Below are 26,943 nucleotides of genomic sequence, written 5' to 3' on the forward strand. Positions count from 1 at the left end.
CAGGGTGAAGCCTCTTTCAAGGATCAGCTGCACTCGGCGCTGATCGCCTGCGACGCGGCGGTGGCGCCCGAGAGCGAGAAAGTCTGCGTAACGCGGATACCCGCCGCGCTCGTCGTTTCGATGGTCAGGCTCGAGCCGGCGCGGATGGCCGAGGCCAGGTTCTCGCTCTGGCTCGGATCGTCGAGCCAGGCTGCGTCCCCTTGCGCAAACAGCGTATAGTTGGCGCCCCCGACGCTGGCGACGGCAACCGACTCCGGCGCGAGGTCGAAACCGGCCACCAGGTTGATCTCGTTGCGCACGCCCTCGGCCGGCCGGTGGGTGATGTAGAGATAGCCCTGGGCGTAGCCCTCGGGTGTCGGCGACGTTTCGGTTGGCCTGGTGAGCGCAAAGCAGATCGTGCCCTGGCCTTCGCTGGCCGCGTAGCTCGACCAGGCGTTGTGGTCGCCCAAAAGCCGCACCGACTGGGCAAGAACAGGGCCGCAAGTCAGGATGAGCGCCAGCCCAGCGGCCGCCGCTACGATCGTGCGTGATGCCATCGAAATGCCTCTCTTCTCGCCCGTCGCCAACCCATGCTTCCGGGGCCGCACCGATCCCTTAGGCAGTTTGCCCGGAGCCTGCAAGCCCCTGAGGATGGCTGCTACTGGCAGGCCTGGTCGATGGCGTCCATGGCCGCCGATGAGCCGGAAAGCGAGTAGGTGTCGACCGTATTGGTGCCACGTTGGCTTGTGCCGCGGACCACCAGCGACGAGCCGGCCCGAAAGGCGGAGACGAATGCCGGTTCGTCTCCGGTCGAGGCGAGCCAGGCGGCATTGTCCTGAGCCACCATCTGGTAGCTCTTGTTGTCGATGGTGGCGCTGGCCTTGGCATCCGAGGTGTTGAAGGGGTAGCCGATCAGCGTCTGCACCTCGTTCTTGGTACCCATGCCCTTGCGGTGGATAACGAGGAAATGCACCGGGTCGCGGTTGACCCCGGCCGGCTCGCTCGAGCGCGGTTGGCCGGAAATATAGCAGATCTCGCCGCTGGCATCGGTGCCTTTCCAGGCAGTCCAGGCATTGAAGGTGCCGAGTTCGGTGGCTTGCTGGGCAAGGGCCACCGACGGGGTGAGGCCCATGAATCCGCAAACCAATGCCACCGCAAGGCCGGCAAGAAGGCCACGGGCTTTCGTCGTCATCGCCAAATCTTCCTCTGTTCGTCAGTCTGGCAGGTCCGCTTCCCGCAAGCGTGCCCGCATTATGGTTACCAAGGCGTCAAAACCCGCCGATATTTGACTTAAATCATCGCATGACGAGCAAACGTGACGGCATTTTGGCGCAAGCCGGCAACATTTAGATGGTTTGCGCCAACGCGGTAAATCTCGCGTTAACAATGCCGCGACGACCGTCACGCCGCCAGCGGATAGCCCTGCTCGACGATATAGGGACCGCCACCCACGGAGTCCTTGCTCGAAAACAGGACGAACCGGCCGACCTGGAACTCGAGCGGCTGGAAGCGCCCGGCGTTGGCCATGAACCAGGCGAGGTCGTGGGCACTGGTGCCCTTGAGCCGCGCCAGCGAGACGTGTGGGACGAACTTGCGCCCATCGGGCGCCAATCCTGCCCTCTGCAGCATGCGTTCCTGGGCGGCCTGCAGACGCGCGAGCGGCTCGCTGGACTCGATGCCCGCATAAAGGGCGCGCGGCTTGTCGCCACCGAACGCGCCCAGATGTGTCAGCCGCAGCGAGAACGAGAGCGAGTTCGAGAGCTTATCGAGTATATCGGCCACATCGTCCGCGGTCTGGTTGTCGACATCGCCAATGAAGCGCAGGGTGATGTGGTAGTTTCCCGGATCTATCCAGCGCGCGCCCATCAGGCCGCCGCGTTTGAGGGAAAGCGCAAAACCCACATCGGCCGGGATTTCGAGGCCGGTAAAGAGCCGGGGCATGGGGCCCTCCTCTTTGCTGTGGCGGGCGGCAGAGGGCCGCAAAGGGCCGCCGCACCGCCTGTGATTTTGCGTATGATTCGCTCGTTCACGGTAACACACTGGCACGCTTCGCATAGACCCCATTGCTCGGCTTGAGCAACGTGCGAAAAGAGCCTGTCCCGGACTTGATCCGGGATGGATACCGGCTTTTCGCAAGAAACGTTGCGCCAACAAACAACTAGGGCCGACGCTCTGATCCGTCAGTGCGCATGAGGCCCTAGCCTCACTTGGCGGCGATCGGATCCGGTTGCGCTTGTAAAACCTTGGCCCTGTCTCCATATTAGCCGGCGAAAGCGCACCCGGCATTCGCAGTGCGCGACGTGAATATTCGGACGGAAAGGGAACCGACAGATGGCTGAATATGACCGTCAGACCCTCAATGCGCGGGCCGGCTCGGCCGCAGCCATTGACGAGGGCCTGCGCAGCTACATGCTGAGCGTCTACAACTACATGGGCATTGGCCTGGTGGTCACCGGGCTCGTGGCCTATTTCTTCAACCAGTGGGCCACTGCCAGCGAAGCCAACTTCAACCTCATCTACGGCAGCCCGCTCGCCTGGGTGATCATGCTCTCCCCGCTCGCCTTCGTGCTGGTCCTGAGCTTCGGCATCAACAAGATGAGCGTGGGGACCGCGCAACTGACCTTCTGGGCGTTCGCCACCGTAATGGGGCTGTCGCTGTCGTCGATCTTTGCGGTCTATACCGGCGCTTCGATCGCGAGGGTTTTCTTCATCACGGCGGCGACGTTCGGTGCGATGAGCCTATATGGTTACACCACCAAGCGTGATCTGACCTCGATGGGTACCTTCCTGTTCATGGGTCTCATCGGTCTCGTCATCGCCATGATCGTCAACATCTTCCTGCAGAGCTCGGCGCTCGAGTTCGCTATTTCCGCGGTGGGCGTGCTGATCTTCGTGGGCCTGACCGCCTACGACACGCAGAAGATCAAGGAAAGCTATGCCAGCCACTTCGGCGCGGACGTGCTGACCAAGAACGCGATCATGGGGGCCCTCAGCCTCTATCTCGACTTCATCAACCTGTTCCTGATGCTCCTGCGGCTGTTCGGCAACCGCGAATAGTTCAAGAGGCTTGATCGTACGATCAAGCAAATCAGTTGGACGAGAATCCGGGCCGCGGTCTACAAAGACCGCGGCTCTTTTCGTTTCCTGAGGATACTCCGCCGTGACCGCCGACTTCGTGCTGCGCCCCTTTGAGTGGAGCGACGTACCCGCAATCACCGCCATCTACCGACATTACGTCGAGACGTCCCCCTGCACCTTCGATACGACGGCGCCCGGCGAGCGGGCCATGGCCGACAAGTTCGGCGCGATGGTTGAACTGGGTCACCCGGTGCTCGTCGCCGAATGGCAGGGCAAGTTCGCCGCATACGCCTACGCCTCGGTTTACCGGCCGCGCCCCGCCTATCGCTACACCTGTGAGGATTCGATCTATATCGATCCAAAGGCTGCCGGCCAGGGGCTCGGCAGCCACATGCTCGAACGGCTCGTCGCCGACGCTCGTGCCTTTGGCTTCAAGCAAATGATCGCCGTCATTACCGCCAGCGGAGAAAGCTCGATCGCCCTCCACACCAAGTTCGGCTTCCGCCATATCGGACGCTACGAGAAGCTCGGCTACAAGTTCGATGCCTGGCACGACATCGTGCACATGCAGCTCGCGCTGTAGCAACGTCCGAGACGGCCGGTTCAGGCTCCCAGCCGCTTACTCATCGGGTAACCCGGCATCCCCCAGCTCGCTTCGGGAGGTCCGTCTTCGTTCCAGCCGTTCGCGCGGTAAAAGCCGAGCGCGGTCCGCGTGCTGGTCAACCGTCCGACGGCGAACCCGCGGTCGGCGATTTCAGCCTCCATCGCCGCCAGCAGCGTCCGGCCGACGCCGTGCCGGACATGTCCCGGATCGACATAGTTGAGAGCCACCTCATTGCCGCCCGCGACTGCCCCGACACCGACGACCGTGTCGCGATTTCGCGCAACCAGCAGCATCAGGTCCGGATTGGCCAGCATCCCGTCGACACCCGCGACCGACTTGTTGCGCGTCCAACTCGCAATGAGGATGGGATCACCATCATGATCGAGCGTGCAGAGCTCAGTGATCGAAGCGATGAGCACCCGGCTCATTGCTTCGACGTCCCCGCCGGCGGCTCGCCGCACATGAAGGTCGTGTCGCATCAGTCTTCCCCAGCCACACACTCCGCGACATGGAGGAGGGCCTGCGACGAGCCCCGGAGCGGGATGTCGACGATATCGAGCTCGGGGGCCGAGACCACCAGACGGTTGCCGCGCCGCAGGCCCGCGATGAGCTCGAGAGCGAGCACATCGCCCTCGGGTTCCGACCGATAGAAGAACACCGCCCCGTTCTCGGCGGTCACCGGCACGGTCATGATCTTGCCGTCGATACTGAAATCGAGCTGCGGCGGGGCGTCGGCAAACGGTTCGATCCTGGCGGCCGGCGTCAGCTCCAGGAGAAAGGCACCGGCGTCGGCAAGGTCCGGTCCGGCGCATTCGAGGCTGATCGAGCCGCCCGCCTCGCTGCCGCCGCCGGCCGCGAACGTGCCCATATTGTAGTACCCGCCCCAGATTGGTGCCGGCTGGGCATGGACCGGGGCCGCCGGCACGAGAGCCAGCAGCATCGCTGTCGGCCATCCGCGCATCAATCGACGACGGCGAGTTGCGGATCGAGCACGCGCAGCACCTGCTCGATATCGTGCCCGCGCTTCAGGATACGGCCGTGCTGGTTGGTGACAAGATACTGCCCCTGCCGGCTCCTGAGCTTGGGATTCTTCTCAATGATGAACAACGGTCGCTCGGAGACCCGCGCATAGATGGAAAACAGCGCCCGGTCCTTGAGGAAGTCCATGGCGTAATCGCGCCAGTCGCCGGCTGCGACCTTGCGGCCATAGACCGACAGGATCGCCATCAGCTCACGCCGGTCGAATGCGATGATCGGATGGGGTTTTGCCGCCGCTACGCCAGGCGGTTCGCCCACGTGAACCAGCGAGAGCTTGCTCCTGCTATCGGCTGTCCGCCCTTCGGCCAAACCGTATCACTCCGTGTCAAGGCACTGTCATGATTGCGGCATTCGCGGCGCGATGCAAGGGGTGCGCAGTTGCAGAGGCGCTGCACGTCCAGTTACGGGCAAATTCCCCAATTCGGACACAGTTTGTCCCTTCTTGCGCCGAAAAGCATGTCTAGAAACTGACAATTGCCTCCAGTGGCTGGCATTCGGGCCGACCGAGCCCCCAAACCATGACGCCCGAATGCCAGCCGCCCCCAAGTTGACCTAGTCAGTCTTGCTCCCGCTTCCCCCCGGAAGCGGGAGATTTGTTTTGGGGTCTTGCGACGGCGTTATTGCTCGTAGATCGCCGCCCCTAGGATCGCGCCCGGCAGCCCGTTGTGCTCCTGCTGCACGAGGACGGCGACTCCATCGGAATGATCGGCAAGGATCTCCGCCAGCGGCATGCGGATCTGCGCGCCCGCTCCCGGCTCCCAGACGCCAAGCGCCTGCCGCCCGGTCACCACGTGGCTGTAGAGGAGGGATTTGCCCTCGTTCTCGCCGCGCTCTATGGCGATCTCGGCGGCGTCGAGATAGGTCACGAGCCAGATCATCGCCTCGTCGAGCCCGGCCTGTCCCTCGATACTGATCGAGAGCACGCCGTCCTCGACTGCAAGAGCGATCGGTAGCGCCAAACCGGCTTGCGCGAGGGCCAGCGTGACATCGTGGCGTTTGGACCCGACTACCCCCTTCTCGCCATTGACCACGATCTGCGGCGTGTAGATGCGCGAGGAACCCCATCGGCTCGCGTACGCCCGCTGCCGCTTGGAGTTGGCCTCAGCTCCGAAGGTGTCGGGCCAGCCGATATAGTCCCAGTAATCGACGTGATAGCCGAGCGCCACGATATCGCCACGCTGCGCCAGTTCCGTCAGCAGCTCGTCGGCTGGCGGGCAGGATGAACACCCCTGGCTGGTAAAGAGTTCGACGACGGCTTTGGCGCGCATTTCTTCGGCAACCGTCGGAGCGGCAGCGAGCAAGGCGGCGAGCATGGTGGCTGTCGTCAGGGGGCGCGCGATCATGGGCGAAAGTTCTAGTCAGCCGTTAAGCGCCCCGCCAGTCAATTCCGGGTGAGACACGGGATTTCCCCTTGCTGCACCGCTCCAAAGAAAATGGCGGCCACGAAGGCCGCCATTTCAATGTCCCGGACGTGATCCGGGATGGATACCGGCTTTTCGCAAGAAACGTTGCGACAACAAACAACTAGAGCCGGCGCTCTGATTCCATCAGAGCGCATAAGGCTCTAGGCAGCGACGAGGCTGCGCAGCACATAGTGCAGGATGCCGCCGTTGCGGTAGTAATCGAGCTCGTTGGCGGTATCGATGCGGCACCGCGTCTCGATTTCCGTGACGCTGCCGTCGGCCTTGGTGATGCGCACCTTGACCGTGGTGCGCGGCGCAATCTCCTCGATGCCCTCGACGCTGATCGTCTCCGATCCGTCGAGCTCGAGGCTCTGCCAGCTCTCGCCGTCCTTGAACTGCAGCGGCAGCACCCCCATGCCCACGAGATTGGAGCGGTGGATACGCTCGAAGCTCTGGGCGATGACGGCACGCACACCCAGGAGATTAGTGCCTTTGGCCGCCCAGTCGCGCGAGGAGCCGGTGCCGTATTCCTTGCCGGCGAAGACGACGAGCGGCGTGCCCTGCTTCTGGTACGCCATCGCCGCATCGTAGATCGGCATCTGCTCGCCGTTCGGTCCTTTGGTGTATCCGCCTTCGACGCCCGGCAGCATCTGGTTCTTGATGCGGATATTGGCGAAGGTGCCGCGCATCATCACCTCGTGATTGCCGCGGCGGGCGCCATAGGAATTGAAGTCCTTGGGCGCCACCTGCCGTTCGGTGAGGTAGTCGCCTGCGGGCGTGTCCTTCTTGAACGACCCCGCCGGCGAGATGTGGTCGGTGGTGATCGAATCGAGGAAAAGTGCCAGGATCCGCGCGTTCTCGATATCCGTCACCGGCTTCGGCTCTATCTCGAGGTCCTCGAAATAGGGCGGGTTCTGCACATAGGTGGACGAGCCGTTCCACTTGTAGGTCTCGCCGCCGTCGATGGCGATCGAGCGCCAGTGCTCGTCGCCCTTGAAGACGTCCGAATACCGGCCCTTGAACATTTCCGGGGTGACGTGCTGGCGCACGATCTCGGCGATCTCATGGTTGGTCGGCCACAGGTCCTTGAGGTAGACGGGCTTGCCGTCCTTGCCCGTCCCCAGCGGCTCGCTGGTGATGTCGATCTTCATCGAGCCGGCGAGCGCATAGGCGACGACCAGCGGCGGGGACGCGAGGAAATTCGCCTTGACGTCCGGATTGACGCGCCCCTCGAAGTTGCGGTTGCCCGAAAGCACCGAGGCGGCAACGAGATCGCCGGTCTGCACGGCCTTGGAGATCGCCGGCGGCAGCGGTCCGGAATTGCCGATGCAGGTGGTGCAGCCATAACCGACGAGATTGAACCCGATGGCGTCGAGATCATCCTGCAGCCCCGCGGCGGTGAGGTAATCGGTCACCACCTGCGATCCGGGCGCCAGCGAGGTCTTGACCCAGGGCTTGCGGGTGAGCCCCAGTTCGCGGGCCTTGCGCGCAACCAACCCCGCCGCAACCAGCACCGACGGGTTGGAGGTGTTGGTGCACGAGGTTATGGCGGCAATGACCACGTCGCCGTGGCCGATCTCGAAGTCCTCGCCGTCGACCTTTATCTTCGGATCATCGGTCTTGCCGAATTCCTTGGGCAGCGCCGCAGCGAACGCCTCCTTGGCCTCGGCCAGGATAATGCGGTCCTGCGGACGCTTGGGCCCGGAAATGGAGGGCACCACGGTCGAAAGATCGAGCTCGAGCGTAGCCGTGAACACCGGATCCGGCGAGTTGGTCTGCCGGAACATGCCCTGGGACTTGCAATAGGCCTCGACCAACGCGACGCGTTCGGGCGCGCGTCCGGAGGTGGTCAGATATTTGAGGGTATCGGCATCGACGGGGAAGAAGCCGCAGGTGGCGCCATATTCGGGCGCCATGTTGCCGATGGTTGCCTGGTCCTCGAGGCTGAGATAGTCGAGGCCGGGCCCGAAGAACTCGACGAACTTGCCCACGACCCCCTTCCTGCGCAGCATCTCCGTGACGGTCAGCACCAGGTCGGTGGCGGTGACGCCCTCGTTGATCTTGCCGGTCAGCTTGAAGCCGACGACCTCGGGGATGAGCATGGTGATCGGCTGGCCGAGCATCGCCGCCTCCGCCTCGATGCCTCCGACGCCCCAGCCCAGCACGGCGAGGCCATTGACCATGGTGGTATGCGAGTCGGTGCCGACGAGAGTATCGGGATAGGCGAACGTCTCCCCGTCCTCCTCGCGCGTCCACACGGTCTGGGCGAGGTATTCGAGGTTGACCTGGTGGCAGATGCCGGTGCCCGGTGGCACCACACGGAAATTGTCGAATGCCTGCTGGCCCCAGCGCAGGAACTCGTAGCGCTCGCCATTGCGCTCGTATTCGAGCTCGACATTGTCGTTGAAGGCCATGGGCGTGCCGAATGAATCGACCATGACCGAGTGGTCGATGACGAGGTCGACCGGCACCAGGGGGTTGATCTTCTGCGCGTCGGCGCCGAGCTTTGTGGTCGCATCGCGCATGGCCGCGAGGTCGACGACAGCGGGAACGCCGGTAAAGTCCTGCATCAGGACGCGCGCAGGACGGTAGGAGATCTCGTGCTCGCTGGTACGATCCTTCAGCCACTCGGCGACGGCCAGGATGTCGTTTTTGGTGACAGTCCGCCCGTCCTCGAAGCGCAACAGGTTCTCGAGCACCACCTTCATCGAGTGCGGAAGCTTCGAGACGCCCTCGAGCCCGTTCTTTTCCGCCTCGGGTATCGAATAATAGGTATAGGTCTTGTCGCCGACCGTGAGGGTCGACTTGGCCTTGAAGCTGTTGAGGGATTTATCGGTCACGGTTCCGCCCTTGGGTTGGGTTGCTGCTTGTCCCCGAGGCGCCGGATTTTAAGGGGAAACCTCCGGTTTCCGCCTGTTTCCAGCGCCCTTGCTGGAATGACTCCAATCTAGAACGGCTTATAGAGGCTCAAGTTTGCACTTGCCAGTGCCGACTTTGCTTCAATACGAGATGGGGTCATGACGCTCCGGCAAGGCTTTGACCCGCTGATCCTCACCGCGACGGGCCTTGCCTGCCGCCGCGGCGAGCGCGTGCTGGCCGAGGGGCTCGAGTTCACCGTCCCCTCCGGCGGCATCCTGCTGCTGAAGGGTGCCAACGGCGCCGGCAAGACGACGCTGCTGATGACCCTTCTCGGCGCCCTGCGGCCCGCTTCCGGCCGCTTCGCCTTCGAAGGCGTGGACACCGAGAGCGCCTTCATTCACTTCCTCGGCCACCGCAACGCGGTCAAACCGCACCTGACCCTTGCCGAGAACCTCGCCTTCTGGGCGTCGGTCAACGGCGGCGGCGGGCTCTCCTCCCCTGCCGCGCTCGAGGCAGTCGGACTCGGTCCTGTCGCGGGGCTCGATGCCGGCTATCTCTCGGCAGGTCAGACGCGGCGGCTCGCGCTCGCCCGCCTCCTCGTCACCCCGCGCCCCGTCTGGCTCCTCGACGAGCCGACCGCCGCGCTCGATACGCAAGGCGAGGCGATGGTCGCCGCCTTGATTGATGCACACCTTACCGCAGGAGGCCTGGCAGTTGCCGCCACCCACCTGCCGCTGCCGCTGCGCTCAGCCCGCGTCGGTGAACTGAGGCTCGATCCATGATGAGCGCCTTTACCGCCATTCTCCTGCGCGATCTGAAGCTTGCCCTGCGCACGGGCGGCGACTGGCTGACGCTGGCCCTCTTCTTCGTCATGGTCGGCATCGTCGTGCCCTTCGCCATCGGTCCCGACCGTGAGCTGCTCTCCCGTTTGGCTCCGGGGATCGTCTGGATCGCCGCGTTCCTCTCGGTGCTCCTGGGGCTCGACCGGCTGTTCCGCGCCGACCATGAGGACGGCACGCTCCTGCTGTTGCGTCTCTCCGACCTGCCCCTGGCCGGAGTGGTTCTCGCAAAGTTGATCGCCCACTGGCTTCTGACCGCACTGCCTCTCCTCGCGGCCACGCCGCTGCTTGCCGTGATGCTGTCCATGGACCCGCCGGCGTTCCTCAGGGCGGTGGTCTCGCTCCTCGTCGGCACGCCCGGCCTCGTCGCCCTCGGAACCGTAGGGGCCGCGGTCACCGTGACGATCCGGCGCGGCGGGCTCATTGCTCCGGTCCTCATTCTGCCGCTCGCCATACCTCTTCTGATCTTCGGGGTCGGGGCCATTACCACGGGGCCTGGGCCCGACCAGTCGGGCACGGCGCTGCTGCTGCTTGCGGCAATCAGCCTCATCGCCGTGGCGGTTACTCCCTTCGCCGCCGCTCTTGCGATAACATCCGCCGAGGACTAGAGCGCCGCCAATGAATGTCGAGAACACATCCAAGCAGAGCTGGTGGACCCGGATCGCCCATCCGGGACAGTTCGTCGCCTGGTCGCGGCGACTGCTCGTCCCGCTCTGGATCGCGACCGCCGCGCTCTTTGTCCTCGGCCTCTGGCTCGCTTTCTTTGCTTCGCCCGAGGACTACCAGATGGGCGACACCGTGCGGATCATGTACGTGCATGTGCCGACCGCCTGGCTCAGCCAGTTCGTCTACGGCGTGATGTCTGTCTCGGCCATCGGCACGCTCGTCTGGCGCCATCCGATGGCCGACGTCTCCATGAAGGCGGCCGCACCGCTCGGCGCTACGTTCACGGCGCTCGCCCTTTACACCGGAGCCCTCTGGGGCCGGCCGACCTGGGGCACCTTCTGGGAATGGGACGGGCGCATGACCTCGACCCTGGTGCTGCTGCTCATCTATTTCGGCATCGTCGCGCTCTGGCGTGCCTTCGACGACCAGTTGCGCGCCGCACGCATCGTTGCCGTCTTTACCCTGGTCGGCGCCGTCAACATCCCCATCATCAAGTTCTCCGTCGACTGGTGGGCAACGCTCCATCAGCCGGCAAGCGTCTTCCGCCTCGACGGGCCGACCATGCCCGGCTCCATACTGACGCCGCTCTTCGTCATGGTCTTCGCCTTTACCGCGCTGTTCCTGACGCTGCACCTCATCGGCATGCACACCGAGGTGCGGCGCCGGCGCGTGATGAGCCTCGAGCGCCGCCTGGCCCAGAGGGGTGCTGCATGATCGACTTGGGACCCCATGCCGTCTACATCGTCTGGGCTTATCTCGGCGTTGCCGTCGCTATTGCCGCGCTCATCGGGTTCAAGCTCGTCGAGTCGCGCCGGTTATCGGCGCGCCTTGCCGCCCTCGAGACCGCTGGAGCCGACCGCTCCGCGACGCACCCATGATGCGTATCGCGCTGATCCTCGCCCCGCTCGTCGCGCTGGTGGCGCTGGTTGCCGTCTTTGCCATGTCCATCGACCGCGATCCCGGCTTGGTGCGCTCGGTGCTGATCGACAAGCCGGCCCCGCAATTCGATCTCGCCCCCGTCGAAGGCCTGGACGTTCCCGGCTTTTCCAGGGAGAGCCTCATGGGCGAGCCGACGCTGGTCAATGTCTTTGCCAGTTGGTGCGTGCCCTGCCGCGCCGAGCATCCGCTGCTCGAGGCGATGAAAGCCGAGACCGGCATTCGCCTCTTCGGCATAAACCACAACGACCCGCCCGAAAACGCCCGCGCCTTCCTTGCCGAACTCGGCAATCCCTATGACGCCGTCGGAGCCGACCGCGACCGGCGCGTCTCCATCGACTGGGGCGTCTACGGCGTGCCCGAAACCTTCCTGGTCAATGCCGAGGGCGTGATCGTCTACAAGCACGTCGGGCCGATGACTCCGGGCTCGATCGAGCGCGAAGTGCTGCCGGCGATCGCGGCGATGCGCGGCGAGTAGCGATCAGAAGTCGCTGGTCAGCCCCTTGATCTCCCAATCCCCATAGCGCCCCGGTTCGAGGCCGCCGCGGCCGCCTTTTTCCGCCGGCGCCTTGGTCGTCCTGGCATCGATCTCGCGCCGGCGTGCCTCGGCTTCGGCCAGCGCCCGTTTGGCGGCCGGCGACAGCGGCTTCGCCGGCTTTGCCTCCGGTTTCACAGTTTGCGGCGTGTCTGTCTGCGGTTGCCTGGTCATGGCCGTTCCGGGAACCTTACAATCGGTTCATCTGTCTTGTATCGGGCCCTTACGCCTACAACATATTTGATGGTTATCGAACCCTTCCACGAGGACTAGGATGTTCAACGCGTTGCGCACCACGGTATTGCTGGCCGCCATGACGGCGCTCTTCATGCTGGTGGGCTACTTCATCGGCGGCACCGGCGGCATGATGATCGCTTTCCTTTTCGCGGCGGGCACCAACCTCTTTGCCTACTGGAATTCCGATAAGCTCGTGCTGCGCATGCAGAACGCCGTGCCCGTCGAGCGCAGCCGTGCGCCTGAGCTCTATGACATGGTCGACATCCTATCGAGGAAAGCCGGCATCCCGACACCTAGGGTCTATGTCATCGAGACCGACCAGCCCAACGCCTTCGCCACGGGCCGTGATCCCAGCAACGCCGCGGTCGCGGTGTCGAGTGGGCTTCTGCGCCACCTCGAGACCCGCGAGGTCGCAGCCGTCGTCGCCCACGAGCTCGCCCATATCCGCTCGCGCGATACGCTGACCATGACCATCACCGCGACCCTTGCCGGCGCCGTCTCCATGCTCGCCCAGTTCGGTCTCTTCTTCGGGGGCGGCAATAACCGCGACAACCCACTGGGCGGCATCGGCGCGCTTCTGATGGTGTTCCTCGCCCCCCTTGCGGCCATGCTCGTGCAGATGGCCATCAGCCGCACCCGCGAATACGAGGCTGACCGCGACGGCGCCGAGATCTCGGGCGATCCGCTGGCACTCGCCGCGGCGCTCGGCAAGATCGCGACCCTTGCCGGCCGCCGTGTCAACGTTGCCGCCGAGCGCAACCCGGCCATGGCCCACATGTACATCGTCAACCCACTTTCGGGGCAGCGCATGGATAATCTGTTTGCAACGCACCCCGACACCGGCAACCGCATTACTGCCCTGCAGAGGCTTGCGGGCGAGATGCGAACCGACGATAAGGGCATGAGGCCCCGGCCCCGGCCCCGTTCCACGTCGCGCCCGGTGACGGGCGGCGTGAGCGGCGGCTGGCGGGTACCGTCCGCCGGGCGCTCCGGCGAGGACGGCGAACAACGCGGTCCCTGGGGGTAATTTGACTTCATCCAAGGAGCCGGCGGGGCTTGCGCCCCGTCTTGCCGCTGCCGAGCGGCTGAAATCCATATTGGCCGGCGAGGCCTTCGCGCCTATCGGCGCGGCCGAGATCGCCGACGGCAGAGACCGCGCGCTCGCCAACCGGCTGGTGACGGCAGCGCTGCGCCGCCACGGCCAGATCGACTTCATCCTCGCCGAACTCCTCGAGCGTGGCGTTCCCAGGAAGAGTGGCTCGTTCGAAGCGGTGCTGCGACTCGCCGTCGCCCAGCTCGTCTATCTGCCCGAGCTCGGTGCCCATAGTGCGGTGCACCTTGCCGTCGAAGCGATCAAGCGCGACCGCAAGGCCGGCCACCTGACCGCCCTGATGAACGCGGTGCTCCGCCGGGCGCAAAGCCACGCGACGCGCTATTGGAGCCTGCCGCAAAGCCTGCTGCTGCCGGCCGACGCCGCCCGCCGCTGGAGCTCGGCCTATGGCGAGAGCGCAGTGACGCGCTTCGCCGGCGCGCTGCTGGCTGGCGCACCGCTCGACCTCACCCTCAAGGATCCGAGCCCCGAACGCATCGCCGCGTTGGGGGCAGTTCACCTCATTGCCGATTCGGTGCGCGTTGCCGAGCGCGACCGGCCGGTTGACGCCCTGCCCGGCTTCGCCGAGGGCGAATGGTGGGTGCAGGATGCCGCCTCGGCCCTGCCGGCCCGGCTGATGGGTCTGCCGGCCGGCGCGCGCGTTCTCGATCTTTGCGCGGCCCCCGGCGGCAAGACCGCCCAGCTCGTCAAGGCCGGCTATCAGGTCGCCGCGGTCGATGCCGATCCGGCACGCATCGGCCGGCTCGAGACCAATCTCGACCGGCTCGGCTACAAGGCCGAGACCCTTACCACCGACGCCGGCACATTCGCGCCCTCTTCGCTCTATGACGGCGTGCTGCTCGATGCCCCTTGCTCGGCCACCGGCACCTTTCGCCGCCATCCCGAAGTTCTTTGGCACCGAACGGCCCACGGCATCGCCGGACGCGTGAGCCTCCAGCGGGCACTGATCACCAATGCCTTCCGCTGCCTCAAGCCCGGGGGCACGCTCATCTATTGCGTGTGCTCGCTCGAGCGCGAGGAGGGCAAGGACCAGGTCGCCTGGGCGCTCGACACGCTCACGGGACTCGAATTGGCCCCGATTGTGACAGAAGAAGTGGTTGGCTTGGAAGGCGGAATCACGCCAGAGGGGCTTGTGCGGACCCATCCGGGGCTCGATCCGGGCGGGGTCGCCGGCGGCATGGACGGTTTCTTCGTCGCGCGTTTCCGCCATCGGGGCTAGGAGCGTTTTCCGCAAATGTGGGACACGGTTTTGCGGTTCGAAAACGCGACGAATCGAGAGCGTGGAGCGCCCGTTCCGGTTCAAACGGAACGGGAGGCTCCAGGGGCGTGCCGGCAGGCATGAGTTTGTTAAGCCGTCGGGATTAGACTCAACGGCCGGGAGCGACATCGTTACGGGCGAGTGCGCCTTGGCGCGCACGGTCCGCGGGGACAGACGAACAGGCCGCCGGAACGGTGCCGGTTCCGCGGCGAGGGTTGTAAGTGTTTGAGAGCATCCGGTTCCTGGCGCGCAGGGCGACTTTGCGTGCCGCCGATCTTGTCTTGACCGCGCCTTGGCTGCGCTGGACTTGGACAGGGCTGGCCGACGACAGATTTGCCGCCGCGCTTTCCGAACTGCGCCCGAGCGATCCCGAGGCGGTGCGCGACATGATGGCCGGTCGCTATCTCTTGGCCGGCAGGCTCGTCGAGACTGGCGGCATCTCCCCCTTTGCAGTCGATACCGATCAGCCCGACTGGTTCGCCGCGCTCCACGGCTTTGCCTGGCTGCGTCATTTCCGCGACCTGCGCGATGCCGGCGAACGCGGCTTCGCACGCACCCTGGTGCTTGACTGGATCGGCCACGAAGGGCGCTTCGAGCGCGACAGCTGGACTCCTGCCGTGACCGCCCAGCGCGTGCTCAACTGGCTGCGCCACCTCGACGTCCTGACCGACGGGGCGGGCTCCGGAGAAGTGCGCGCCATCCAGCGGTCGCTCTCGACCCAGATCCAGAGCCTGAAGCTGCGCAGCCGCCTGTCGGCCGATCCGGTCGAGCGGCTGCTTTGCGCGACCGCACTGACCGGCGCCGCCATTTGCGATCTCGACCCCGAATCCGAGGCGGACATCGAGCACCGGCTCACCCGGCTCGACGCCGAGCTCGCCGGCCAGATCGACGGCGACGGCATGCACCTGTCGCGCAATGCCCGCACGCAGCTTTCCCTGCTCGTCGAGCTAGCCAGCGTTCGACAATCGCTCGGGGGCCTCAAGTCGGCGCCGAGCCTCGAGTTCGCCGCCCAGGTGGAGCGCATGCATGCAAGCCTCGACGCGCTGACGCTCGGCACCGGGGAGCCGGGCTATTTCAACGGTTGTGGGCAACTCGCCCACGACACCCTCATCTCGGTGCAGGCTCATAGCGGAGAACGGCGCAGGCGTGCAGCCGCGATCGTCGGCGGCTACGCGATCCTCAATGACGGCGAGGCAACGGTCGTCGCCGACAGCGGTCTGGCGCCGCCGCCGGTTTTTGCCGCCGACGCCCATGCTAGCGCACTCGCCTTCGAATTCAGTCATGGCACGGAACTTGTCGTCGGCAATTGCGGACCCGCCCCTGCCGAACTCGGCGCCAACCGCGACCTCTTCCGCCAGACCATCGCTCATTCGGCCCCGACCATCGCGGACGAGAGCAGTGCCCGCATCGCCGAGCGCGGCATCTTCGCTGGACGGCTGTTGGAGGGCGCGGTGCCGCCGAGCGCCGAAGTCAAGGCCGCCGACCATCAGATGGTGCTGTCGACCGACGGCTATGCCGCCCGCTTCGCGCTCACCATCGAGCGGCGCATCACCCTGCTTGCCGGTGGTGCGACCCTCGTCGGCCAGGACAGGCTCGTTGCGAGCGGCGAGCGCGGCCTTTCCGGCAGTCTCGCCCTGCGCTTCCACCTGGCGCCCGGCACCATGGTGCGTCAGGCCGGCGAAGGCATGGTGCGGCTCGTACTTGCCAACGGCGCTGTCTGGACCTTCCTTTGGGAAGGCGCGAACCTGCGCGAGGACGAGAGCGTGCGCCACTCGACTTCGCTCGGATTCCACAAGACGCGCCAGCTCGTCCTCGAGGCCGAGGCCGTGGCCGGCACCGAGATCGCCTGGATCTTCACCCGCGAGACCGGCTGAGCCTTTCTCTCGCCACGGAAGTGGCGACCGCCTGTTCCCTTTGCCGGCGCAGCGTGCTAGCGAGCCGCTGTTCTCATTTTCATGCGGCAGGTGACGAGATGGCTGAAGGCAGGACGGTCGCAGTCGGTCGGGCATTGCTGTCGGTCTTTGACAAGACCGGCATTGCCGATTTCGCCGGAGCGCTTGCGGGAACCGGCGCCGAACTGGTTTCGACCGGCGGCACGCATAAGCTGATTGCCGAGGCAGGTCTTGCCGTCCGCGACATCGTCGACCTGACCGGCTTTCCCGAGATGATGGACGGCCGGGTCAAGACCCTGCACCCCAACGTCCATGGCGGGCTCCTGGCCGTACGCGACAATCCCGAGCACAAGTCGGCCATGGACGCCCACGCCATCGGGCCCATCGACCTCGTCGCCGTCAACCTCTACCCCTTCGAAAAGACCGTCGCTTCGGGCGCCGACTACGCAACGATCATCGAGAATATCGACATCGGCGGACCGGCCATGATCCGCTCGGCCGCAAAGAACCACGCCTATGTGACCGTTGTCGTCGATCCGGCCGACTATCCGGTCATCATCGAGGCTGTTTCGCGCGAGGGCGGCGTACCTTACGACCTGCGCCAGAGGCTCGCCGCCAAGGCCTATGCCCGCACCGCCGCCTATGATGGGGCCATCTCTGCCTGGTTCTCGCGCGCGCTCGATTTCCCCGACATGCCCTGGCGCAGTTTCGCCGGCGCCTTGCGCGAAGTCATGCGCTACGGCGAGAACCCGCACCAATGGGCGGCCTTCTATGCGACCGGCGAGAACCGGCCGGGCGTTGCCACTGCCCGCCAGGTGCAAGGCAAGACCCTCTCCTACAACAACATCAACGACACCGACGCCGCCTTCGAGCTCGTCAGCGAGTTCGATCCGGCAAAGGTGGCAGCCGTCGCCGTCATCAAGCACGCCAACCCCTGCGGCGTGGCGCTGGCCGGCGACGTCATCACCGCCTACCGCAACGCCTTGCGCACCGACCCCGTCTCCGCCTTCGGCGGAATCGTCGCAGTCAACCGCGAGATCGACGCCGGGGCCGCCGCCGAGATCGTCAAAGTCTTCACCGAGGTGATCGTTGCCCCCTCCGCCACCCCAGAGGCCGTCGAGATCATCGCCGCCAAGAAGAATTTGCGCCTGCTGCTGACCGGGGGCGTCGCCGACCCCAAGGCCGAGGGGCTGACCGTGCGCTCGGTCGCCGGCGGGCTGCTCGTCCAGGGGCGCGACAACCGCAATGTCGACGACTGCGACCTCAAGGTCGTGACCAAACGGGCGCCGAGCGACGCGGAACTGCGCGACCTGAGGCTCGCCGCAAAGGTTGCCAAGCACGTCAAGTCCAACGCCATTGTCTACGTCAAGGACGGGGCGACGGTCGGCATCGGCGCCGGCCAGATGAGCCGCGTGGATTCTGCGCGCGTTGCGCACCGCAAGTCGATCGATGCGGCTGAAGCCGCCGGGATCGAGGGCGCGCTGACACAAGGTTCGGTCGTTGCCTCCGACGCGTTCTTTCCCTTCGCCGACGGGCTCGAGGCACTGGTCGAGGCCGGCGCCACCGCCGTCATCCAGCCCGGGGGATCGGTACGTGACGATGAAGTGATCGCAGCCGCTGACGCGGCCGGCATCGCCATGGTCATGACCGGTATGCGCCACTTCCGCCATTAGAGCGGTTTCAGCAAAAAGCCCGTGCCGGACTAGATACGGGATGGACGGCACTTCTACGGTTCGAAACCGCGGCAATCTCCGATCGGGCATCTGCTGAGGGCGTGCGCCCCACCAGGCGGTCGGCTGCCGAGCAACCGTACCCAAGAGTACGCATGCGTCTTGACCGCTGCCGGAGGGCGGCTTAGAACGGCTCCAATCTGGCGCTGTCCAGCCGGGACGATGCCGCCAAGATTGCCAGCCGATATGGATTGACCGCGAGATGACCACTCAACGCACGCTCTACGACAAGATCTGGGATGACCACCTGGTCGCCAACAACGAAGACGGCACCTCGCTTCTCTATATCGACCGTCACCTCGTGCACGAGGTGACGAGCCCGCAGGCTTTCGAGGGCCTGCGGATCAACGGCCGTAAGGTGCGCGCGCCCGAGCGCACGCTCGCCGTCGTCGACCACAACGTGCCGACCACCGACCGCACCCACGGCATCGATGATCCCGAGAGCAAGGTGCAGGTCGATACCCTTGCCAGGAACGCTGCGGACTTCGGCGTCGAGTATTTCAACGAACTCGACAAGCGTCAGGGCATCGTCCACATCGTCGGCCCCGAGCAGGGCTTCACCCTGCCCGGCATGACCATCGTTTGCGGCGACAGCCACACCTCGACTCACGGCGCCTTCGGCGCGCTCGCCCACGGCATCGGCACCTCGGAGGTCGAGCACGTGCTGGCAACGCAGACGCTGATCCAGCAGAAGGCCAGGAACATGCTGGTGCGCGTCGACGGGCAACTGCCTCCGGGCGTGACCGCCAAGGACATCATCCTTGCCATCATCGGCGAGATCGGCACCGCTGGCGGCACCGGCCATGTCATCGAATATGCGGGTGAGGCGATCCGCTCGCTTTCGATGGAAGGCCGCATGACCATCTGCAATATGTCCATCGAGGGCGGCGCGCGTGCCGGCCTCATCGCACCGGACGAGACGACCTTCGCCTATGTCAAGGACAAGCCGCGCGCACCCAAGGGCACGGCTTTCGACATGGCGCTCGACTATTGGAAGAGCCTCTATTCCGACGAGGGCGCGCATTTCGACCGCACTGTGGTTCTCGATGCGGCAAACCTGCCGCCCATCGTCTCCTGGGGCTCCTCGCCCGAGGACGTGGTGTCGGTCACGGGCGTCGTGCCCAACCCCGACGACATTGCCGACGAGAACAAGCGGGCCTCCAAGCGGCGAGCGCTCGATTACATGGGCCTGAAGCCGGGCACCAAAATTACCGACATTGCCATCGATCGGGTGTTCCTTGGCTCGTGCACCAACGGGCGCATCGAGGACCTGCGCGCAGCCGCCAAGGTGCTGGCCGGCCACAAGGTCAAGGAGGGCGTCTCGGCCATGGTCGTGCCCGGCTCCGGGCTGGTGAAGGCGCAGGCCGAAGCCGAGGGTCTCGACAAGGTCTTCAAGGAAGCCGGCTTTGACTGGCGCGAGCCCGGCTGCTCCATGTGCCTGGCCATGAACGCCGACAAGCTGAGGCCGCAGGAGCGCTGCGCCTCGACCTCGAACCGTAATTTCGAAGGCCGTCAGGGCTTCAAGGGCCGCACGCACCTCGTCTCGCCCACGATGGCCGCCGCCGCGGCCATCGCCGGCCATTTCGTCGACATCCGCCAGTGGCGGTGAAGGTGAACGAATGGGCGGAGCGCCTGGCGCCCTCGCTCGATGATTTCGAGCAATTGGCCCTGGCCGCTCTCGAAGGCCTGCCTGCCGAGTTCCGCGGGTTGGCCGCGGACGTGACCTGCCGCGTGGCCGACTTCCCCGACGAGGACGTTGTCGAGGAGATGGGACTGGAAAGCCCCTTCGACCTGCTGGGGCTTTTCGAGGGGGTAGGGCGGGCCCATGACGGTGACGTGCCGCAGTCCGGTCAGATGCCCAACCGCGTCTGGCTCTACCGCCGCCCCATCCTCGACTATTGGTCCGAGAACGAGGATACGCTCGGCGAGATCGTCACCCACGTCCTCATCCACGAGATCGGCCACCATTTCGGCTTTTCCGACGAAGACATGGAAGCCCTGGAGGAAGCGGCTGAGCGAGGGGAATAGCGCGTTCTTAGCAAAGTGGCACCATTTTTGCGGTTCGAAAACGCGACAATTCACCTGCGTGGGCGCGGGTGCGGAACCTCGGCAGAATGTCACCCGTCTCGACCTACTCGTCCGGCAACGGCCGTCCCGGCGGCTGCACGGTGACCGCCGCAGGCTTCTGGGCAGCATCGGTGGACTCGCGCTGGGCCTCGTCCCGCGCCACGAATTCGTACTCGATCTCGTTGCCGCCCGACGGATCGTCCGAAACCCGCAGCGCCAGTCCGTTTTCGTCGAGCGCCGAGAACCACTCCTCCCAGCTCACCAGCTGAAAGCCACCGACCCGGTCCGGTCCCTGGTTGCTCGAGGCGTTGAGTGCGTCCTGACCGAAGGTGATCTGCAGGATGGTGCGGCTCGACGAGCCCGCCGGCACTTCCATCAGCACCGGATTACCGCCGCGCGCGATCGCCCACTGGCGGATGTCGTCGCGATTCGTCAGGATCTTGGCCATAGGCACCTCCCGGGATTTTGCTTATTGACTCAACTGTTGACCGTGCGAAGAGTTTCGTCGTCGCCCGCCTGCATCCATGCTGCGCCCGTGCCGCTCCGCATTCAACCCCCGGAGACGCCTCATGCCCGCCCTCGCCCGCCTGGGTCTCATCCTTGCGCTCGCCCTGCCGGCGCCGGCCCTGGCTCAGGGTGTGGCGCCCTGCACGGCGCCTGAAGGCACCCTTTCCGAGCGCGACGCGTCAAGGCTTGCCGGTCTTGAATGGTCGCGCCTGCGTGGCCTGGCTGCGGCTCTTACCGAAGCCGACGGCGAGGCGCGGCAAACCGTGGCCGGGCTCTATGCCAACGGCCTCGCGCCCGCCGGCGATCTGCCCGAGGGCGACTACCACTGCCGCACGATCAAGCTCGGCGACATCTCGCCCCTCGTCGTCTATCAGTTCTTCGACTGCACGCTCGAGGCAACCGAAGGCGGTTACGCCATCGTGAAGGGAACCGGCTCGCAGCGCTTTGCCGGCAACCTGACCGCATCCGGCGACGGCTATTTCTATCGCGGCGCACTCCATTATGCCGACGAAGGTCCTTTCGCCTATGACGGCGCGAGCGAGCGCGACCAGGTCGGCTGCCTCTACAAGGTCAGCCCCGACGGCGACAGCTATGTTCTCGAGCTGCCGTCACCGCTCCTCGAGTCCTTTCATGACGTCATTGTACTGTTGCCCGAATCGGACAGCGGAAACCGTTAACGGCTTATTGGCCGCCAGTGGCTAGCATGGGTAAGACTTCGAGACCGTCATGAGCGCCGCCACCTTCGTTCTCACCATCAACCTCTTCATCGCCGCCATCTTCGCGGTCTCGTTCGGCGTTGTGGCCGCCTATCAGAAGACTTCGGACGCGGCGCGCTGGCAAAGCGCCGCCTACGGGCTGGGCGTTTTCAACGTCGTCCTCGAATTCATCCTGCCCTTCCAGGAGGATCCCCGGCTCGTCGGCATCGCCATCTTCCTCGATTTCCTGCTGGCAACCCTCCTCATCGTCGTCGGGCTCGCCCGCCACTATCGCCAGCCGGTACCCTGGCGCGTGCTCGGCGGCATCCTCGCCGTCTCGACTGTGACTATCCTCGTTATCATCGACTGGCCGCGCGGGAGCTTTGCGCGCATGGTGCTCTATCAGGCGCCCTATGCGGCGGTCATGACGGTCGGCGCCTGGGTGATCCTGCGCCACAAGGCCAAGCGCGCCCTCGACCTGATCCTTGGCGGGCTCTTCATATTGAGTGCCCTGCAGTTCTTGGCCAAGCCCCTGCTCGCGGCCGCCATCGGCTCGGGCGCCAGCCCGCAGGACTATATCAACTCGACCTACGCAGCGATCTCGCAGACCGCCGGCGCGTTCCTCCTTATCGCCAACGGCCTGCTCATCCTCCTCATCCTCGTGCGCAACCTGATGGAGGAGATGACAGCCCGCTCCGAGACCGACAAGCTCTCGGGCCTCTTCAACCGGCGCGGATTCGACGACCGGGTCGGACCAGGCATCGCAACGCTGCGCCGCACGGGCATGCCCGGCACCATGATCATCGCCGACCTCGACAACTTCAAGGCCATCAACGACACCCACGGCCACGAATGTGGCGACGCTGTGATCGTCGCCTTTGCGCGGCTTTTGAAAGAATCGGCCGGAGAGCACTTTATCGTCGGGCGCCTGGGCGGCGAGGAGTTCGGCGTGTTCATGCCCGGCGTCGAGGCCTCGGGCGCCCGTCTGCTTGCCGAAAACGTCCGCACGCGCTTTGCTGCTCTCGTCTTTCCGTTTTCAGCCAGCCTGCGCACGACTGTCAGCATGGGCGTCTCGCAGATCGAGCCCGGCGACAGCCACTCGGACGCGCTGCGGAGGGCGGACGGTGCCCTCTACCAGGCCAAGCGCGAAGGCCGCAATCGGGTGCAGGTCGCGTCTTATAGTGACGACGTCATGCCCGAGCACCCGATGGAACGTCTCGCCTCCCGCTAGAGCACACGCAAAAACGCGTGAACGGGCTCACGAAAAATCCCGCCACAACAAGAGGTTGGAGGACTCCGCCACAACGGCGCCGGCATGGAGGTTCCCGTCAGGACCTCTGATGCCGGGCGACGAACTCGAACTCCGGCTTATCGCTGCCCGAGACCTTGAGGGCGAGGTTCTGCCGGTCGAGCTCGGCGAGCCATGCCGTCCACGAGACCGGGCTCATGCCGTCGTCAGCCTTGGCCCTGTTCTCGTTCGAGCGCCGCTGCCGCTCGAAACTGAGGCATAGTCTGGCCCGCAGGTCGCCGAAATTATTGCGCACGCGCGCAATGGCCGGAATGCCACGGCGCTCGCTCACCCAGGTCTGGATGTCGCGATGTCGGATCAGTGTGTGGGTATCGTGCATTGTGGCCTCCCTTCCGCAATGTTTTGTGCTCAACGAACCGGCCCTCTTACGGTTCCAAGCTGGCCGAACTTATGGCCTCATGACGGCAACCGTGTGACGAGGTTGAACGCTTCCATCTCTTGGCTGCTGAAATAATAGAGCCGATCGGGTGTCGTCTCCAATGCATGCAGCCACAGCGCCGGGTCGACCCCGGTTCTGGTCAGGTGCCGCGTGATCTCGGCGGTCATCGTCTGCGCCCGCGACATTGCTTCGCCCGCCTGGGGCATGGCGCGTACGTCACCGGCAACCGCGCTGGCATAGACCTGGTGCACACCCACCGCCGCGTCTGGCCCTGCGATCCGCTCGGCACCGGAGGCAAAGACGATGGGGCAAGACGAGGCGCACAGCCGTCCGGCATCGACACGAGTGGCAAAGCGTTTCTCATGGATCAGCGAGCCGATGGCGAGCGCATCTACGACGGATCCGCCGGGGGATTCGAGTACCACCGTCTCGACATATTCGCCGCGTGCCGCGACCTCGGCGGCAAAGCGTTCGGCCGAGCCCGGATCGAACGTGCCGGTCAGCCGCAATTCGCCGCCGGTCGAGAGCTCGATGGAAAGCGGCGCGTCCAGCGCGTCCCGGTCCGACACGATCGCCGGCATCGCTCCGCCGCCGGCGGCCTCGGGATTTGCCGGCGGCAGGATGGGCTCAAGCGGCGCGGCGAATGCGGCCGCGTCTCCCGCCGTCAGCTCGCTGTAATCGACATAGAGAACACCAAGCGTTCCGGCCAGAAGTGAGAAGAAGGCCGCCCGCATGATGGTGCCGTCATCAAGGCCTGCAAGCCACGCGGACGTCCGGCCGCCGACGCCCCTGGTGGTCATGGCCGCACCGGCCCGTCATTGCGCTTGCGCTGAGCCGCATCGATCGGGGTGACAGTCCCGTCCACCGCATCGGCACTCGAACTGGCGGGAACCGCCGGGGTGTCCACAGCCGGAGGGTCCTCCACCACGATCGGTTCGGTGCTCGTTGTCGGCGCCGGAGATGCTTCCTCCGCATTGATCTGGCGATAGAGCGCGAGCGCGCGGATCATCTCGGCGGCCGTGACCGATTCCGCCTCGTCCATGGCCTCTGCGTCCCTGCGCATCGCGTCGTTGACCACCATCAGTACGAGGACCAACACCACCGGCAACAGGTCGATGGAGATAGCGCCTGCCCAGGAGGGGATGAAGTCGGACCAATAGTGGATGACCGCTTCGGCGTTCGAGAGCGGCACGAACCGCCGCTGCTCGGCCGGCGCCTGGGCGAGGATTTCGTCGGCCGCCGCGGTGAGTGCCGCCGATTGCGCGGCAACCGAGGCGCGCACGGTCTCCATCACCTGGTCCTGGCGCGAGACGAGGTCGGCCGTCCCGCCGTCGGCGACCGGCGCGATGAAGCCGGCCGAAAGATCGGCCGCCGCGCGCTTGACCGAGGGGGCAACGCCTGTCTGCTCCAGCGCCGCGACCACAGCCGTCAACTGCACGGCTTCCGCCGAGAACTGGTCCGAGCGCGGCCCGATATTGCCGGGCGTCGAGACAAGTTCGCGCATGGTGGCGAGCCGGGCGCTGCCTTGATCGAAGAGTTCCTGCACCTCACCCCGCGATCCGGTGATGCTGGCGGCGAGTTCGTCCATCTGTGCGCTCATTTGCGTCAGCAGCTGCACGACACTGCCGGAGCCCTGCGTGCCGGTCAGCGCCCCGCTCTCGCGCTCGTTGAGCGCCAGCCGCTCGAACCGGTCCGAGGCGCGCAGCACGTCCGGCAACAGGCTTTGGGCCGACAGCGCATTGGCATGAGCCCGGTCGAGGTCCTCGGCGTAGCCCTCGAGGGTCACCGCCATATGCTGCTCGAGCGCAGCCGAGCCTGCGAGCGCGGCTGCATTGAGCCAGGAGCTCATGGCGATGATCATGGCGCACCCGACCGCCATGATGGCGAAGAGCGCGATGCGCTGGAAGCCGGAGACGACCAGCGGCACGAAGCGCAGCATGAACGTCCAGAAGGCGTAGATGGCGACCGACACCGCAGCCGAATAGATGATGGCGGCAAAGAAGACGAAGGATGCCGATCCGTCGAGCAGCCCCCTGACCCCGAGATAGGTGTAGACGCCGGAGGCGAGCGCCAGCACGGCGAGCGCAAAGCGGGACATCGTCTCGACGCCCCTCATGGTATCGGCAAGACGAACGGCATTGTTGCGCAGGTTCATGGCGAGATCTGCCCCCGGATTGGACCTTGCCGGGAGGTTAACATGGCGAAGCCGGCAAGAAATAGGCGGAGCAAAGCCGGGCAGGCAGGGCCGTTCTGACGTTTGCGTGAAGCAGCTGCAGCGTCTTTAGCAAAAGTTGGACACCACTTTTGCGGTTCGAAAACCCAACAGATCCAGAAACTGGAACGACCGTCGCTCCGATTCCGTCAGACCAACACGCGCTTTACCCGCCCATCTTGCGCATCAACCGTTCAATGCGCTCGCGTTTGGCGCGCTGCGTAACCGCGCCGATCCGCGACTTGAGAACGGCGAGGAATCCTGGCTTGGCCTCCTCGGTGAGCACGCTTGCCGTTTCCTCGGCATAGGTGGGGAACTGGTTGGGCGCTGCCTTCTTCAGTCGTTCGACCAGGATCGGCACTGTCTCGTCGGCATGGCCCTTGGCCGCCAGCTTGACAAGGATAGCCGTGCAGCTGTCGTTGGCGATGACCGAGCCCTTATCGGCTGCCGCGATGATCCTGGGCAGTTCCTTGAGGATCGTCTCAGGCCGCTGCTCGGTGATTGCCTCAAGCGCCTGCATGGCCCCCCACACCTGGCGGTTGGTGTGGCTGGCAAGGAGGTCGAGGAAGACCTGCGTATAGGGCGCGATGAGGTTGGGCTTTCTCTCGCCGACCTCGTAGAGGACCTTGAGGGCATCGCTACGCTGTCGCTTGTCGCCGGTGCGCAGCACACCCACCAGTTCCGTGATCGCCGCCTTGTCCTCCTTGGCCGCCACCTCTTCGGCAAGCGCCAGGTTCGGACCCTCATCGCGTCGCTCGAGGGCACCGGCAAGACGGTCGAGAACGGTCATGGCAAACTGGTCCTGCTGGAAGGCTGCGGGTGCGGCTGAGATAGGCGTCCTACCCTTCGATGGCAACCTCGAGCGCCAGCGTCACCATGTCCTTCAGGGATGTCTGCCGGGCATCGGCATCGATCTGTTCGCCGGTGATGAGGCAGTCGGTCATGGTGCAGACGGCGAGCGCCCGAACGCCGAAGCGGGCCGCCAGCGTATAGAGTGCGGCCGCTTCCATCTCGACCCCGATGACGCCATGGTCGGGCAACAGACCGTAGCCTTCAAGACCGGGCTCGCGGTGATAGAAGATGTCGGACGAGAGCATGTTGCCCGCATGCACCTTGAGCCCGGCCGCTTCGGCCTTCTCGGCCGCCTTGCGCAGCAGGCCGAAATCGGCAATCGGCGCGAAGTTGTAGGGTCCGAACCTATCCTTGACGATGGCGCTGTCCGTGGACGCCGCCTGGGCGAGGATCACATCGCGCACCTTGACCTTGGCGTTGAGGCCTCCGCAGGTACCGACGCGGAGCAGGGTCTTGACCCCATAACTGTTGATGAGCTCGTGCACATAGATCGAGAGCGAGGGCTGGCCCATGCCGGTCGCCTGCACCGAAACCCGCTTGCCCTTGTAGCTGCCGGTAAAGCCGAGGCAGTTGCGCACGCCATTGACCTGTCTTGCGTCGGCGAGGAATGTCTCGGCGATCCATTTGGCGCGTAGGGGATCACCCGGCAGCAGCACGGCTTCGGCATAGTCGCCCGGCTGGGCTTGGTTGTGCGGGGTCATGGGCGCTCCTGGTCAGTCGGAAAAATTCCGCCGAACCTGCCGTAAGGGGTGCGGGG

At 65.3% G+C, this 26,943-nt stretch carries 30 protein-coding genes; 15 read left to right on the forward strand and 15 right to left on the reverse strand.

Going from position 1 to position 26,943, the window contains the following annotated elements; genetic code table 11:
• Positions 1–23 precede the first annotated feature (23 nt).
• The 3 genes from QQK18_RS08555 to thpR all read right to left on the reverse strand — a co-directional run bounded on the left by QQK18_RS08555 (position 24) and on the right by thpR (position 1,920).
• Positions 24–536: an invasion associated locus B family protein gene (locus tag QQK18_RS08555; RefSeq protein WP_284339888.1), complete on the reverse strand. Its 513-nt coding sequence runs from the start codon at positions 534–536 to the stop codon at positions 24–26.
• A 101-nt stretch (positions 537–637) separates the two neighbouring features.
• Positions 638–1,171 carry an invasion associated locus B family protein gene (locus tag QQK18_RS08560; protein ID WP_284339889.1) on the reverse strand — a complete coding sequence of 178 codons (534 nt, stop codon included), beginning with the start codon at positions 1,169–1,171 and terminating at the stop codon, positions 638–640.
• 209 nt (positions 1,172–1,380) lie between these two features.
• Positions 1,381–1,920, reverse strand: a complete 540-nt coding sequence (gene thpR, locus QQK18_RS08565) for an RNA 2',3'-cyclic phosphodiesterase (RefSeq protein WP_284339890.1) — start codon at positions 1,918–1,920, stop codon at positions 1,381–1,383.
• A 390-nt stretch (positions 1,921–2,310) separates the two neighbouring features.
• On the opposite strand from thpR, the gene QQK18_RS08570 reads away from it, so the two are divergent.
• Both QQK18_RS08570 and QQK18_RS08575 read left to right on the forward strand, forming a co-directional pair.
• The gene (locus QQK18_RS08570; RefSeq protein ID WP_284339891.1) at positions 2,311–3,036 is read left to right on the forward strand and encodes a Bax inhibitor-1/YccA family protein; all 726 of its coding nucleotides are present in this window, start codon (positions 2,311–2,313) and stop codon (positions 3,034–3,036) included.
• Between the two features lie 103 nt (positions 3,037–3,139).
• Positions 3,140–3,640, forward strand: a complete 501-nt coding sequence (locus QQK18_RS08575) for a GNAT family N-acetyltransferase (protein WP_284339892.1) — start codon at positions 3,140–3,142, stop codon at positions 3,638–3,640.
• A gap of 20 nt (positions 3,641–3,660) precedes the next feature.
• Here QQK18_RS08575 and QQK18_RS08580 read toward each other — a convergent pair whose 3' ends face one another.
• From QQK18_RS08580 to acnA, 5 genes are all read right to left on the reverse strand, one after another.
• A complete protein-coding gene (locus QQK18_RS08580) occupies positions 3,661–4,140 on the reverse strand; it encodes a GNAT family N-acetyltransferase (protein WP_284339893.1) in 480 nt (159 codons plus the stop codon).
• Complete coding sequence (locus tag QQK18_RS08585; protein WP_284339894.1) at positions 4,140–4,601, reverse strand: hypothetical protein; 462 nt, start codon at positions 4,599–4,601, stop codon at positions 4,140–4,142. Before QQK18_RS08585 ends, QQK18_RS08580 begins: the two co-directional genes overlap by 1 nt.
• A gap of 20 nt (positions 4,602–4,621) precedes the next feature.
• Positions 4,622–4,966 (reverse strand): DUF2794 domain-containing protein, encoded by a 345-nt coding sequence (locus tag QQK18_RS08590; RefSeq protein ID WP_379994901.1) that lies wholly within the window; start codon positions 4,964–4,966, stop codon positions 4,622–4,624.
• Between the two features lie 350 nt (positions 4,967–5,316).
• Complete coding sequence (locus tag QQK18_RS08595) at positions 5,317–6,042, reverse strand: DUF1223 domain-containing protein (RefSeq protein WP_284339896.1); 726 nt, start codon at positions 6,040–6,042, stop codon at positions 5,317–5,319.
• 221 nt (positions 6,043–6,263) lie between these two features.
• Positions 6,264–8,942 carry an aconitate hydratase AcnA gene (acnA, locus tag QQK18_RS08600; RefSeq protein ID WP_284339897.1) on the reverse strand — a complete coding sequence of 893 codons (2,679 nt, stop codon included), beginning with the start codon at positions 8,940–8,942 and terminating at the stop codon, positions 6,264–6,266.
• 177 nt (positions 8,943–9,119) lie between these two features.
• Between acnA and ccmA the strand changes: the two genes are divergently transcribed.
• From ccmA to QQK18_RS08625, 5 genes are read left to right on the forward strand one after another with little or no spacing between them, the layout of a single operon-like run.
• The gene (gene ccmA / locus QQK18_RS08605) at positions 9,120–9,743 is read left to right on the forward strand and encodes a heme ABC exporter ATP-binding protein CcmA (protein WP_284339898.1); all 624 of its coding nucleotides are present in this window, start codon (positions 9,120–9,122) and stop codon (positions 9,741–9,743) included.
• Positions 9,743–10,408, forward strand: a complete 666-nt coding sequence (gene ccmB, locus QQK18_RS08610) for a heme exporter protein CcmB (protein ID WP_284339899.1) — start codon at positions 9,743–9,745, stop codon at positions 10,406–10,408. The genes ccmA and ccmB overlap by 1 nt, the downstream gene beginning before the upstream one ends.
• A gap of 10 nt (positions 10,409–10,418) precedes the next feature.
• Entirely contained in the window at positions 10,419–11,180 is a 762-nt protein-coding gene (locus tag QQK18_RS08615; protein ID WP_284339900.1) for a heme ABC transporter permease, read from the forward strand.
• Positions 11,177–11,344, forward strand: a complete 168-nt coding sequence (ccmD, locus tag QQK18_RS08620; protein WP_284339901.1) for a heme exporter protein CcmD — start codon at positions 11,177–11,179, stop codon at positions 11,342–11,344. Before QQK18_RS08615 ends, ccmD begins: the two co-directional genes overlap by 4 nt.
• The gene (locus QQK18_RS08625; RefSeq protein ID WP_284339902.1) at positions 11,341–11,880 is read left to right on the forward strand and encodes a DsbE family thiol:disulfide interchange protein; all 540 of its coding nucleotides are present in this window, start codon (positions 11,341–11,343) and stop codon (positions 11,878–11,880) included. The genes ccmD and QQK18_RS08625 overlap by 4 nt, the downstream gene beginning before the upstream one ends.
• Positions 11,881–11,883: 3 nt before the next feature.
• Here QQK18_RS08625 and QQK18_RS08630 read toward each other — a convergent pair whose 3' ends face one another.
• Entirely contained in the window at positions 11,884–12,111 is a 228-nt protein-coding gene (locus QQK18_RS08630) for a DUF1674 domain-containing protein (protein WP_284339903.1), read from the reverse strand.
• Between the two features lie 100 nt (positions 12,112–12,211).
• Between QQK18_RS08630 and htpX the strand changes: the two genes are divergently transcribed.
• The 6 genes from htpX (at position 12,212) to QQK18_RS08660 (ending at position 20,193) form a co-directional block, all read left to right on the forward strand.
• On the forward strand, positions 12,212–13,201 hold the full coding sequence (gene htpX / locus QQK18_RS08635) for a zinc metalloprotease HtpX (protein WP_284339904.1): 990 nt from the start codon (positions 12,212–12,214) through the stop codon (positions 13,199–13,201).
• Between the two features lies 1 nt (position 13,202).
• A complete protein-coding gene (locus QQK18_RS08640; protein ID WP_284339905.1) occupies positions 13,203–14,504 on the forward strand; it encodes an RsmB/NOP family class I SAM-dependent RNA methyltransferase in 1,302 nt (433 codons plus the stop codon).
• A 260-nt stretch (positions 14,505–14,764) separates the two neighbouring features.
• Positions 14,765–16,417, forward strand: a complete 1,653-nt coding sequence (locus tag QQK18_RS08645; protein WP_284339906.1) for a heparinase II/III family protein — start codon at positions 14,765–14,767, stop codon at positions 16,415–16,417.
• Positions 16,418–16,515: 98 nt separating this feature from the next.
• Positions 16,516–18,108 (forward strand): bifunctional phosphoribosylaminoimidazolecarboxamide formyltransferase/IMP cyclohydrolase, encoded by a 1,593-nt coding sequence (gene purH / locus QQK18_RS08650; RefSeq protein ID WP_284339907.1) that lies wholly within the window; start codon positions 16,516–16,518, stop codon positions 18,106–18,108.
• 259 nt (positions 18,109–18,367) lie between these two features.
• A complete protein-coding gene (leuC, locus tag QQK18_RS08655; protein WP_284339908.1) occupies positions 18,368–19,774 on the forward strand; it encodes a 3-isopropylmalate dehydratase large subunit in 1,407 nt (468 codons plus the stop codon).
• A 2-nt stretch (positions 19,775–19,776) separates the two neighbouring features.
• The gene (locus QQK18_RS08660; protein ID WP_284339909.1) at positions 19,777–20,193 is read left to right on the forward strand and encodes a metallopeptidase family protein; all 417 of its coding nucleotides are present in this window, start codon (positions 19,777–19,779) and stop codon (positions 20,191–20,193) included.
• A 103-nt stretch (positions 20,194–20,296) separates the two neighbouring features.
• Here QQK18_RS08660 and QQK18_RS08665 read toward each other — a convergent pair whose 3' ends face one another.
• A complete protein-coding gene (locus QQK18_RS08665; protein ID WP_284339910.1) occupies positions 20,297–20,680 on the reverse strand; it encodes a hypothetical protein in 384 nt (127 codons plus the stop codon).
• Between the two features lie 121 nt (positions 20,681–20,801).
• Here QQK18_RS08665 and QQK18_RS08670 point away from each other — a divergent pair, with 121 nt between their 5' ends.
• A complete protein-coding gene (locus QQK18_RS08670; RefSeq protein WP_284339911.1) occupies positions 20,802–21,416 on the forward strand; it encodes a DUF4893 domain-containing protein in 615 nt (204 codons plus the stop codon).
• 49 nt (positions 21,417–21,465) lie between these two features.
• On the forward strand, positions 21,466–22,665 hold the full coding sequence (locus tag QQK18_RS08675; RefSeq protein ID WP_284339912.1) for a GGDEF domain-containing protein: 1,200 nt from the start codon (positions 21,466–21,468) through the stop codon (positions 22,663–22,665).
• Positions 22,666–22,762: 97 nt separating this feature from the next.
• Here the strand turns inward: QQK18_RS08675 and QQK18_RS08680 are convergent, their stop codons facing one another.
• The 5 genes from QQK18_RS08680 to deoD form a co-directional block, all read right to left on the reverse strand.
• Positions 22,763–23,062 (reverse strand): hypothetical protein, encoded by a 300-nt coding sequence (locus tag QQK18_RS08680; RefSeq protein WP_284339913.1) that lies wholly within the window; start codon positions 23,060–23,062, stop codon positions 22,763–22,765.
• A gap of 77 nt (positions 23,063–23,139) precedes the next feature.
• Positions 23,140–23,922, reverse strand: a complete 783-nt coding sequence (locus QQK18_RS08685; RefSeq protein WP_284339914.1) for a COG3904 family protein — start codon at positions 23,920–23,922, stop codon at positions 23,140–23,142.
• A complete protein-coding gene (locus tag QQK18_RS08690) occupies positions 23,919–25,277 on the reverse strand; it encodes a hypothetical protein (RefSeq protein ID WP_284339915.1) in 1,359 nt (452 codons plus the stop codon). The genes QQK18_RS08685 and QQK18_RS08690 overlap by 4 nt, the downstream gene beginning before the upstream one ends.
• A 223-nt stretch (positions 25,278–25,500) precedes the next feature.
• The gene (locus QQK18_RS08695) at positions 25,501–26,124 is read right to left on the reverse strand and encodes a hypothetical protein (protein WP_284339916.1); all 624 of its coding nucleotides are present in this window, start codon (positions 26,122–26,124) and stop codon (positions 25,501–25,503) included.
• Positions 26,125–26,173: 49 nt separating this feature from the next.
• Positions 26,174–26,887, reverse strand: coding sequence for a purine-nucleoside phosphorylase (deoD, locus tag QQK18_RS08700; protein WP_284339917.1), 714 nt, complete (start codon positions 26,885–26,887; stop codon positions 26,174–26,176).
• Between the last annotated feature and the right edge of the window lie 56 nt (positions 26,888–26,943).

It is taken from the genome of Devosia nitrariae (assembly GCF_030160115.1).
GTDB classification, from domain to species: domain Bacteria; phylum Pseudomonadota; class Alphaproteobacteria; order Rhizobiales; family Devosiaceae; genus Devosia; species Devosia nitrariae.